8 protein-coding genes are annotated in these 11,693 nt (G+C 47.3%); all 8 read right to left on the bottom strand.

Annotated features, from left to right (window positions below):
* Window positions 1-47: 47 nt before the first annotated feature.
* The 8 genes from AC1DPK_RS13305 to AC1DPK_RS13270 all read right to left on the bottom strand — a co-directional run bounded on the left by AC1DPK_RS13305 (window position 48) and on the right by AC1DPK_RS13270 (window position 11,513).
* Window positions 48-293, bottom strand: a complete 246-nt coding sequence (locus AC1DPK_RS13305) for a hypothetical protein (protein ID WP_441886803.1) — start codon at window positions 291-293, stop codon at window positions 48-50.
* Window positions 280-594, bottom strand: a complete 315-nt coding sequence (locus AC1DPK_RS13300; protein WP_477510600.1) for a hypothetical protein — start codon at window positions 592-594, stop codon at window positions 280-282. The genes AC1DPK_RS13305 and AC1DPK_RS13300 overlap by 14 nt, the downstream gene beginning before the upstream one ends.
* On the bottom strand, window positions 594-938 hold the full coding sequence (locus AC1DPK_RS13295) for an alpha-helical endospore appendage domain-containing protein (protein ID WP_477510599.1): 345 nt from the start codon (window positions 936-938) through the stop codon (window positions 594-596). The genes AC1DPK_RS13300 and AC1DPK_RS13295 overlap by 1 nt, the downstream gene beginning before the upstream one ends.
* Before the next feature lie 27 nt (window positions 939-965).
* Complete coding sequence (locus tag AC1DPK_RS13290; protein WP_477510598.1) at window positions 966-1,256, bottom strand: nucleoside-diphosphate sugar epimerase; 291 nt, start codon at window positions 1,254-1,256, stop codon at window positions 966-968.
* A 64-nt stretch (window positions 1,257-1,320) separates the two neighbouring features.
* Window positions 1,321-2,709, bottom strand: a complete 1,389-nt coding sequence (locus AC1DPK_RS13285; protein WP_477510597.1) for a glycosyltransferase family 2 protein — start codon at window positions 2,707-2,709, stop codon at window positions 1,321-1,323.
* 213 nt (window positions 2,710-2,922) lie between these two features.
* Window positions 2,923-9,279, bottom strand: a complete 6,357-nt coding sequence (locus tag AC1DPK_RS13280; protein WP_477510596.1) for a WIAG-tail domain — start codon at window positions 9,277-9,279, stop codon at window positions 2,923-2,925.
* Between the two features lie 159 nt (window positions 9,280-9,438).
* A complete protein-coding gene (locus tag AC1DPK_RS13275; protein ID WP_477510595.1) occupies window positions 9,439-10,470 on the bottom strand; it encodes a FecCD family ABC transporter permease in 1,032 nt (343 codons plus the stop codon).
* Between the two features lie 2 nt (window positions 10,471-10,472).
* Window positions 10,473-11,513: a FecCD family ABC transporter permease gene (locus AC1DPK_RS13270; RefSeq protein WP_339204068.1), complete on the bottom strand. Its 1,041-nt coding sequence runs from the start codon at window positions 11,511-11,513 to the stop codon at window positions 10,473-10,475.
* Window positions 11,514-11,693: the final 180 nt, after the last annotated feature.

Genomic DNA, 11,693 nt, shown 5'->3' with positions numbered 1-11,693 from the left:
ATTCCGCTTGGAACCGATGGTGTAGAGGGCTGTTTTTCTACAGCCATTTAGGGTTGACTCTCGTATGCTGCTTGATGTCCATCTTCAAAACCCGTTGCAAAACCTGTGTTATAGCCATCATTAAAGGTTTGCCCAAGTCCTGCTCGTTCGGTTTCCTTATGGGCAAATCGTTTCCTCGGTACTTGTTTTCTACGTTGTAGTGTTTTTTTGCTTGTCGTATTTCTTCTTGCTGTCCGTTTGCGAGGGCTTCGTGCACTTTCACTTTTCCGTGTTTTGCTCTTATTGTTCAACAATCCCCTCTCCCCCTGACCAATGAACGCCATAAATAGGCAGCTCAGGCTGAAGCCATGGCTTCGTTGGATTACCCTTCCGTTTTACCCGTCTATGCCAAGCAAGGCTTGTTACCGATTCAGCAATCGTTTCCTGTAGTTCGGTAAGCGATCTTACATTGTCCCGGAGGAGCTTAACTGTTCCTTGTGAAGCATCAGACACATCAGCGATACTTTCTAATATACGGGCAAGCGCGCCTTGGCTTCTAGCAAGCGAGGCTAAAAAAGCCGCTCTTGCCTCACGTTCAGATCCCAAGGTCTCCATCAGTTTTTGTCACCAAAGGTGAAGCCCTTGCCCAGTGAAGACAATGAATCACCATAGCTCTCTGACATTTCTTCCTCTTGCTGCAGCACAGCCTTCATAATAGACACGATCCCTTGATCAAGCTTCGCGATTCCATCGATCATCTCAATCACCTGATCATGCATTTGAATAGACTGGCCTAGCTGCGTTTGGTGCGAATTAAAGGTGTGGGTATGCACATGATTACATATCCAGCCTCGCATCTTCTCTGCCTCAGCCGCTTTGGCTTCCAGCATAATTGCTATATTCCATTGCATATTAGCTGTTGAGCTAAGCATTCGCATATAGGCTTGATCACGATCCATTGCAAGCTAGACCTCCTTATTTGCTCTCTATTCTTCCCCGTCTGCTTCCTTCAGCTCACGGATGACATAGGTAAGCTGAGAAGCAATCGTTTCTTGAAAATCTGCGATACTATTCAAATATGCAACGATATTCTGACCCACTGCTTGCGTATTTTCCAGAATGCCAGATAAACCTCCTAAATTCGGATGCTCGTCTGGAAGCGCCTGCACGATCTCGGATAAGCGAACCGTTACATGCCGTTCTGCTTCTAGCATTCGTGCCATTTGTACATTGCCGTGAGACATATGCTGCATAATTTCCGTAATTGTAGCTTGCATCGTACTTTCCCTCCTTKCTCCTACATCATATGCGTGCTCCGCAGCAGTGGATACTTCCCTTTTGTTACAATGCTTGACGAAGCGTAATCGGTGCGATCAAGGGCAAGCCATCGGGAATCATACGAAGCTCTGCTTCGGAAAGCTTCTCTTTATGTCCAGGCTGCAAGCCCCAGCCATCGGCAGCAAGGCGACTCATAATAATACGTTTCTTGCCATTCTCAAGATAGAAGCTGCTTCCGTTCTCACTTGCATAAATGCTGCCATTTTGGAGTTCGTTGTTATCACCGTAACATAGCGAGCCTTTACGTGAAATGACTACATCCACCTCGATAGGCTCACCGATCGGCCAACGACACAAGTCAAGCTGAGATACACGTTTAACTGGCTGCTCCCATAAGCCATGAATTGGCCGTCTAACGCTGTCCTCTATCCAATAGATTGTTTCTCCAAAACCTTTTACGACCATTTGCTGCGGATAAAACACCGACTCCCCAAGCTTCGGTCTAATGCCCGCTTCCCATTCAGGAAGCTTGGCTTGACGTTCAAAGTCAGTTCCCTCTCGGTCCAAAAACTTCTCATCCAAGTCGCTCCATTTGTTCATAAAATAATGCTTGGAATTAAGGGCCTCGGACTCTTTCGCGTTATACTCCGCCAGCTCCTTATCATGTCGTTCGGCATGAATGTAGGCGTCGCGCGCGTAAACCAATGAATATCCTTGCAATCTCACTCGCAAGCCATAATCTTCTGCTTCAAACGGCGACTCTTGGCAGCCTTCATCGAGAAAACCCACTTTCTCCAGCAGCTCGYGCCGAAAGAGCAGGCATCTGCTTGCTAACCGCTCTGTTTGATGCCATTTCGATGAATCACTAGCATTATTTAATCTCGCAAGTTCATGCATATCTTCCATATCAACATAATGAAACTCCATCTTTTGTTTGCCAGTCAGACCGATAGAGACAGGGCCTACCATTCCGATGCCAGCATGGCTATTCAAGCATATTAATAGATTGTCGAGCCAATTTTCAGTCGGTCGCATCCCATTGTTTAGCAGCAAAATAGTCGTCCCTTTAGCCATCATTAAACCTTTATTTGCAGCGCCTGTGAAGCCTGCCGATTTTGCTAAAATACGATACCGCACTTGGCCATCTAGTTGTCTTAAATAATGCTCGATACCATCAGAAGATCCATTATCTATAACGATGATTTCATAAGGCAAATCGGTATGATCCATAATGCCTTCGATACATGCTTTTACCGATTCAACCTCATTATGACTGGGAATAATTATGCTAGTTCCTTCGAAACAAGAATCATAGCTTTCAATGCCGGCTTTCAATCCTTCCTCATAGCCTTCATTCATACCCAGCCTATATCTCTCTACTCTTTTTTTCGCTGTATTGCGCAAACTAACATTGTTTTTGAGACGTCGGACCGGTCTTTTTTTGCGTCTCATCGATAACCTCTCCAATCCGTCATTTGATCTTTTTTACTTCAACATCATATAGTATGTTTTGAAGAGATATCTGCAACGGCAAGTGTACTGCTTATCAAGGAATGAGTATAAAATGCTGCGACAACAAAATGCTAGAGTTGTCTTATAATTTTGTATAAAAAGAGACTGCCTTTGGTGTTTTACACCTACAGGCAATCTCCTTTTCAATTCGTCTTATCCTTTACCGATAGCAATCCAGTTGAGATGGCCAACTGGCTCTTGACTGATGCGTGTACGAATGATGAGAATAACTGCATGATCCGCAGCTTTCGAATGAGCTACAGCATAGCAAGCCGGGTTGTCAGTCGTTACGGTTAGCACGTAATAATTATCCACGAACGGCTCATCAAATGGAATGATAAGCTCTACTTGTTCTGCTTGCACAGTAAAGCTGTAAGGCGCAAGCCCAAATTGCTGCTTTACAATGCCTTGGCTTGCGTTAGTAATTACAGGTGCAAATTGCAGTGCTGAAAGACCAATGGATTGCTCTTGAATATGCCTTCCAGTAATTGAGCCATCTGCAATCTGCTCTACTTGATTTGCAGCTGAACCCTCTACATTGCTCAGCAGTAATCCAGGTGCCAACAAATCTGCGGTAATGCTTCCAGGAACAATTTGTTCCGTTCCTACGCTGCCAAGAGCGAGCTTCGCTGAAGTTACGCTTCCGTCCGTCAGCTGTTCCGCACCTACGCTGCCATACGCTAGCTTCGTTGTCGTCACGCTTCCGTCCGTCAGCTGTTCCGTTCCTACGCTGCCATACGCCAGCTTCGTCGTTGTCACGCTTCCGTCCGTCAGCTGCTCCGTTCCTACGCTGCCAATTCCCAGCTTCGTCGTTGTCACGCTTCCGTCCGTCAGCTGTTCCGCACCTACGCTGCCATACGCYAGCTTCGTCGTTGTCACGCTTCCGTCCGTCAGCTGTTCCGCACCTACGCTGCCATACGCTAGCTTCGTTGTCGTCACGCTTCCGTCCGTCAGCTGTTCCGCACCTACGCTRCCATACGCTAGCTTCGTTGTCGTCACGCTTCCGTCCGTCAGCTGTTCCGCACCTACGCTGCCATACGCTAGCTTCGTTGTCGTCACGCTTCCGTCCGTCAGATGCTCCGAACCTACACTGCCTAATGCCAGCTTCGTCGTTGTCACGCTTCCGTCCGTCAGCTGTTCCGCACCTACGCTGCCAATTCCCAGCTTCGTCGTTGTCACGCTTCCGTCCATTAAGTGCTCTGAACCTATGCTATCATACGCCAGTTTCGATGAAGTTACGCTGCCGCCCATCAGCTGTTCTGAATCTACACTGCCATAAGCCAGCTTCGATGTAGTCACGCTTCCGTCTGCCAACTGTTCTGAACTTACGCTTCCATGCGTAAGCTTCGCTGATGTCACACTTCTATCCGTCAGTTGTTCTGAACCTACGCTTCCATACGCAAGCTTTGTTGATGTCACACTTCTATCCGTCAGTTGTTCTGAACCAATGCTTCCATTCGCCAGCTTTGCGGATGTCACGCTTCCGTCCATCAGCTGTTCCAAACCTACGCTGTCAAATGCTAGCTTGGTCGTCGTCACGCTTCTGTCTATCAAGTGCTCTGAACCTACACTGTCATATGCCAATTTTGATGATGTTACACTTCCGCCCATCAGCTGTTCTGAATCTACGCTTCCATACGCAAGCTTCGCTGTCGTCACACTGCCGTCCGTCAGCTGTTCCGAATTTACACTGCCAAATGCCAGCTTCGTTGATGTCACACTTCCGTCCATCAGCTGATTCGGACCTACGCTGCCTAGCGCCAGTTTCTCTGTTGTCACACTTCCGTCAGTCAGCTGGTCTGATCCAACGCTTCCATACGTAAGCTTCGCTGATGTCACACTTCTATCCGTCAGTTGTTCTGAACCAACGCTTCCATACGCAAGTTTCGCTGATGTCACACTTCTATCCATTAGTTGTTCTAAACCAATGCTTCCATACGATAGCTTCGATGTTGTCACACTGCCATCTGCTAGTTGCTCCGAACCTATGCTTTCATACGCCAGCTTCGATGTCGTCACACTGCCGTCCGTCACCTGTTCCGAATTTACACTGCCAAATGCCAGCTTCGTTGACGTCACACTTCCGTCCAACAGCTGATTCGAGCCTACGCTGCCAAATGCCAGTTTCTCTGTTGTCACACTTCCGTCAGTCAGCTGTTCTGATCCAACGCTTCCAAACGCTAGTTTCCATGCAGTCACGCTTCCATCCATTAACTGCTCCGAGCCTATGCTCTCTAACGCAATCTTTGTTGTAGTTACACTTTCATCTGACAACTGATCCGTACCTACGCTGCCTAGCTCAAGCTTCGATGCCGTCACACTGCCATCCGACAACTGATCCGTACCCACGCTGCCAAGCACCAACTTCGTCGTCGTCACACTACCATTCGACAACTGATCAGAGCCTACACTGCCTAGTTCCAGCTTCGATTTTGTTACACTGCCGTCCGCCAACTGATCCGTACCCACGCTGCCAAGCACCAACTTCGTCGTCGTCACACTGCCATTCGACAACTGATCCGAGCCTACACTGCCTAGTACCAGCTTCGATTTTGTTACACTGCCATCCGCCAGCTGCTCCGTACCTACACTGCGCAGCTCCAGCTTCGATTTCGTTACACTACCATCCGCCAACTGATCCGTACCTACACTGCGTAGCTCCAGCTTCGATTTCGTCACACTGCCATCCGACAACTGATCTGGGCCTACACTGCCAGGTACCAGCTTCGATGTCGTCACACTGCCATCCGACAACTGATCCGTACTCACGCTGCCAAGTACCAGCTTCGATGTCGTCACACTGCTATCCATCAACTGATCCGTACCCACGCTGCCTCGTACCAACTTCGTCGTCGTCACACTGCCATCCGACAACTGATCCGAGCCTACACTGCCTAGTACCAACTTTGATTTTGTTATACTACCGTCCGCCAACTGCTCCGTACCTACACTGCCTAAATCAAGCTTCGATGTCGTTACACTGCCATCCGTCAACTGATCCGTACCCACGCTGCCAAGTACCAGCTTTGATGTCGTCACACTGCGATCTGATAACTGCTCCGTACCTACACTGCGCAGCTCCAGCTTCGATTTGGTCACACAACCATCTGACAACTGCGCCGAGCCTATGCTGCCTAGCTCCAGCTTCGACGACGTTACACTTCCGTCCGACAACTGCTCCGTACCCACACTGCCTAGTTCCAGCTTCGATGTCGTCACACTGCCGTCCGACAACTGCTTCGTGCCTACGCTGCCTAGTACCAATTTCGTCGTCGTCACACTTTCATTCGCCAGCTGCTCCGAACCTACACTGCCTAGTACCAGCTTCGATGTCGTTACGCTTCCGTCCGACAACTGATCCTTTCCTACGCTACCTAGATTCAGCTTCGACGTCGTCACGCTTCCGTCTGCCAGCTGCTCCGTCCCCACACTGTCGACGGACAACAACTTACTATCGATAGAGCCTTCCTTAATCTTTCTTCCCAAAATACTATTGTCAGCAATTCGGTCAAACACAAGCACATCATTAGCCAAATGAGCTAGTGTAATCGTGCCCTTGCGAACGTGATAGCCTTGAATCGAATCGGATTTCAAATGTTTGCCGGCAAGTGATTCGAGCTGTACATGCTCGCTTGAGACGGCATCTTGAGCCAGCTTTGCACTCGTCACCGACTCATCCTGCAATGCATGTTCGTTTACACTATTTATTGTTAAATGCGTTGCATTTACCGACTCTGGCTTAAGCTGCTTCGCGCCGATCGACAATTCCGCTATTTTACCCGACGTAATGGCTCCTGGTGCGATATGATCCGTACCTACAGCACCTTTGCTTATAACATCAGCACCTACGGAATCGTTTTGCAATTGCGCTGGTCCAATACTGTTTGCTGTCAGCTTTTCAATCGTAATCGAATCATCCGCCAAATGCGCGGCATGAACCGCTCCTTCTCCCAAATGGATTCCAAGCACGGATGCATTTCCCAAATGACGGCTAAGCACCGCTTCATTTGCTATCTGCTTTGATTGCACAGCGCCGTAAGCTAGTTTAGCAGATGTAATGACACCATCTTGAAGGTGCTCATTTCCGATCGATTGATCAGCCAAATGTTCAGCTCCAATTGCATGAGCTTCAATATGGGTCGAGCGAATCGATTCTGCTTGTATGTGGTGGGAAGCAATCAAATTGGCTCCGAGATGCCCTGGCATAATAGCTTGAGACGCAATCTTGACACTCGATACGCTTCCGTCTGCGAGCTTGCCAGTCGAGACGCTTAAATCAGCCAGCTTATCCGTCGTAACCGATTCAGGGGAAAGCTTTAATGAATTTACAGTATGATCTGCCAAATGATGCGAAAAAACTGCACCTGAAGCAATAGCTTGATCCGTGACAGCGCCTTTCGTTAGCTTGCTGCTCGTAACTGAACCGTCTTGCAGCTTTTTATTATCTACAGCATCCTTTGCGAGATGGCGTCCTTCAATGATCTCCGATTTTAAATGCATGCCGTTCACTGCTTCAGAAGAAATCGCTTCACCCGTTACGGCACCCTTAGTAAAATGATACGACCTTAACACTTCAGGAGCCAGCTTTTGAAACGTTACCGATTCATCCTGAAGATGCCGGGATTCAATAGCAAAGTTTGTTATGACTTTACTATCAACAGCACCATCAGCCAGCTTACTTCGCGTTATTGAAGCATCCGCTAATTGAGTAGTACCAACAGCCTCCATACCAATATGGTCAACACGAATGGATAATGGCGCGATTTTATCTTCATTAACAATGCCGCTTTGTAGATGATCCCGTTTAATTGCATTTGGTGCAATATGCTTCATGTTTACTGCATCTGTTGTCAGATGCGCCTGCAATATTTGCCCATCAGCAATTTTGTCGGATGTAATGCTTCCAGAGCCCAAATGACGGCTGTGAACGGAGTCATTCGCGAGCTTCTGAGCATTAACGGATTGATCAGAAAGCTTGGAAATCGTTATCGAATGATCAACAATTTTAATGGTGGATACCGATTGATCCGCAAGCTTCCTAGAGTTAATGGACTGATCCGCGATGTGCTCACTTGTTATTTGCCCTGTTCCAATGTGGGAGCTTAGAACGGCCGCTGCTTGCAGATGAGATGAAGATACCGATTCGTCCGCTAATTGTTCTGCTTTTACCGCTTTTGGCTGCAGTTCCCTTGTTCCGACTGCTCCTTCTGCTAGATGTTCCGCGGCTATGTCTCCGAGGGCCAAATGCTTTCCCTGAATAATACCAACTGCGACATGCTCAGATAGCAGCAATCCAGGCTTCAAATGCTCCGCTTCAATCGCTTCTGCTGCTATCTTCTCACTCGTAACAGCTGAGTCACGAAGTTTGGAATGTGTTACTGCTCCTTCAGAAAGCTTTGAGTTGTCAACGGCTTCATTAGCCAAATTTTCCGGTCGGATCGTTCCGCTTTTAATTTTATCGCCAGTAATGGCTTGATCGGCAAGCAGGTCTGTTGTAATGAGCAATGACTTCAAATGCCTGGATTCGATTGACCCTTCTGCAATTTTGTCCATACTGATCGTACGATCCGCAAGCTTCTCTGACGAGATGCTGCCATCTTGAAGCTTATTTCCAGAAATTGAATAATCCAAAATTTTGTTTCCAGTAATCGAGTGGTTTACCAAATGCTCGCCCATAATCGATTCTTTTGCAATTTTAGCGGAGTTGATTGTGCCGTCAGCTAAATGGATGGTGTGAATGGAATAATCGGCAATCGTGCTTGCCTGCACGCTGCCTGCTGCCAGCTTGCTGCTATCGATCGACCCAGGTGCAATTTTCTCTGATGTAACCGAAAAGTCTACCAAATCATCCGTGTATATAAAAGCTGGAGGACCTTCCGGTGCCAATTTCTCATCAAGTTTCTCAAACTTTTCTTCCAAGCTTAACTGTGCGATCTGCTGGGCAAGCTCTTCGACAGCGAGCTGCTCTTGCTCTTCAATCTGGTGCAGCTGTTCCAGCGTATCCAAATGCTCTAATTGCTCCTGCAGCTCTTCTCCATGCGATTGTTCCAATTGTTCATTTAGTTCCAGCTGCTCCCCTAGCTCCAACAGCCTTGCTTGCTCCTGCTGCTCTTCTTGCGATTGTTCCAGCTGTTCCCCTTGCTCCAACAGTTCTACTTGCCCCACTTGTTCCTGCTGCTCTACTAGTTCCAGCTGCTGCTCTTGCTCCACCGGTTCCACTTGAATAAGTTGTTCTAACTGTTCAATCTCCTCAGAGTCCTCCACCGTGACAACTTCCGAATCCATCTGCTCTGATGGATTCTCAAGTATGAGAGCGAGTGCGTTAATGCTCGCTTTCTCCTTCTCTTCTTCCTCTTTTTTAATCAACGTTTTAGCTGCATGTGCTTGTGCAACAGCGGCCTTCTTCCTGTTCAAATCATCTAGCCACTTTAACTCGGAAGCATTCGGATTATCAACATAAAAAAGCGGCTTTCGCCCCTTCGGGCTTTTCCCTTTTCTGTTTTTTGTCATAGTCCTCTCCTTCTTCCACCTGAAATGTCATAGGTAATATATGCAGGTACCTATGGGCTCGCTACAAGGAGTACAGACAAATGTACATAAGCGGCTTTTAAAAAACAAAAAACCGCGGGAGCATGCAGCTCTCCGCGGTTTCTGTTTCAACTGTTTTAACTATTTCGATCTGGACAATAAGTATAAGAAATAAGGTGCTCCAATAACAGCAACAACAATGCCTGTTGGAATTTCGTTTGGCTGGAATGCCCATCTGGCAAGTGTATCCGCCACAATAACGAGCAGCGCGCCTACAAAAGCTGAAGCTGGCAATAATACCTGATGCTGCGGACCGACAAGTCTTCTTGCCAAGTGAGGCGCTATGAGTCCGACAAATCCGATGCCCCCGCCGACAGCAACGCAAGAACCAGCTAGGCCTACCGCTGCAGCAAGCAGCAATGCCCGCTCCTTGTTCACTTGAGCTCCAAGTCCAACTGCCAATTGATCGCCTAAATTTAATGCATTCAATGCTTTCGCCTTATATTGCACGATTGGAAAAATAACGATTAACCATGGGAGCAGTGCAACCACATACTTCCAGTTCGTTCCCCAAATGCTCCCCGCCATCCATACAGCAAAAAACTGATATTTCTCAGGCGTTAGACGCAAAATCAGAAGCTGCATCGCTGCGCTAATACCCGCCGCTACAGCGATACCTACCAATATCATCCGAGTTGGCAATAACCCTCGATGTCTTTTATACGAAAGTACAAAAATGAACAATGCGGTAAACGATGCTCCGATTAATGCAAGAAACGGCATCAAAAATATAGAGCCCTTTTCCGTCGTCGGATAAAAAGAAATAAACAAGATAACTGCAAGCCCTGCGCCCGCGTTTATACCCAGCAGCCCTGGATCAGAAAGCGGATTGCGCGATAATCCTTGAATAATACAGCCCGATACTGCAAAACCTGCACCAATTAATATAGAGATGACAATCCGCGGCAAGCGGAAATCAAATAGAATTAGCTCCTGCTTAGCCGTTCCCGATCCAATTAACGTTTTGAATACGTCAAGCGGTGCTAAGCGAATAAATCCTGTGTTCATACTGATGATAACGGACAATACAATAAGTACGCTAAGCACGGTCATTACGAGGACTGCGCGTTTTCTTCTACGCTGTTCGGTTTCGGTAATAAAGTAAGTATTCATGCTTATTCTCCCTTCATTCTTGTTACAAGATAGAGGAAGAACGGAACGCCTATAACCGCGATTATAATACCGATAGCCACTTCCTGAGGCGGATTAATCAATCGCCCGCCAATATCAGCCAGCACCATAAGTAAACTTCCCAAAACCGCCGAGCATGGAATGATCCATCTATAGTCGACACCAACTAGGAATCGTGAGATATGAGGAATAATCAAGCCTACAAAACCGATAGAGCCGACCGCTGAAACGGCGGTGCCTGCCAGCAATAAGACTATAATGACGCCTGCTGCTTTTACTAGGCCAGTTCGTTGTCCAAGACCTGCAGCAACATCATCGCCTAAGCTTAACAATGTAATGGAGCGCGATAACACGATGGCGCCAAGCAGTCCACCAACTACCCATGGCCATACAATTTGAATTTGCAGCCATTTCGTTCCGGCTACCCCGCCAGCATACCAAAAAGCCAAATCCTGACCAATTTTATAATAAATCGCTATGCCTTCTGTTATAGCAAGCAGCAATGCCCCTACAGCCGCACCAGCCAGTGTAAGCCGCACAGGTGTTAGGCCGCCTTTTGCTAATGAGCCGATTCCATATACGAGTCCCATTGCAACTGCTGCACCCGCAAAACACACAAACATAAGACCAAGATAAGATATCGAAGGGAAAAAAGCGAAGCAAAGCGCCAACATAAAACCTGCTCCTGCGTTAATTCCAAGCAAGCTCGAGTCTGCTAATGGGTTTCTAGTCATGCCTTGCATAACAGAACCTGCGACAGCGAAAGCTGCTCCCACCAAAGCAGCGGCTAACGCACGCGGCATACGAAGCTCTTTAATAATTTGATGCTGAATGTTTTCCTCATTGAAGTGGAATACGCCATCCCAAACCGTTGAGAGACTGATATCTGCTGCACCGACGGAGATAGATAATGCGAGCGATAATAAGAGTGCTGCAAACCCGCCAAATAAAATAATCGTAGCCACTAGCGGCCGTGTGCGCAGCTTTGTGCCTGCCAGCGCTTTCTTGCTTGATAGAGAAGACATTTGAAAACTACCCTTCTGTATGTATACTTTGGTTGATAAAAAATGCTTCATAAAGGAAGTCTGTTTCCAGACATAAAAAAAAACCTACTCAACTGATAACGATTCTCGTTTTCAATATAGCAGATTTTTCATATGTTTTCAATGCAATAATTTAGATATTTCGTGCTGCCTTCATGCGGC

It is taken from the genome of Paenibacillus sp. 01T424 (genome assembly GCF_056398745.1).
This window is presented reverse-complemented; position numbering and strand designations above follow the sequence as displayed.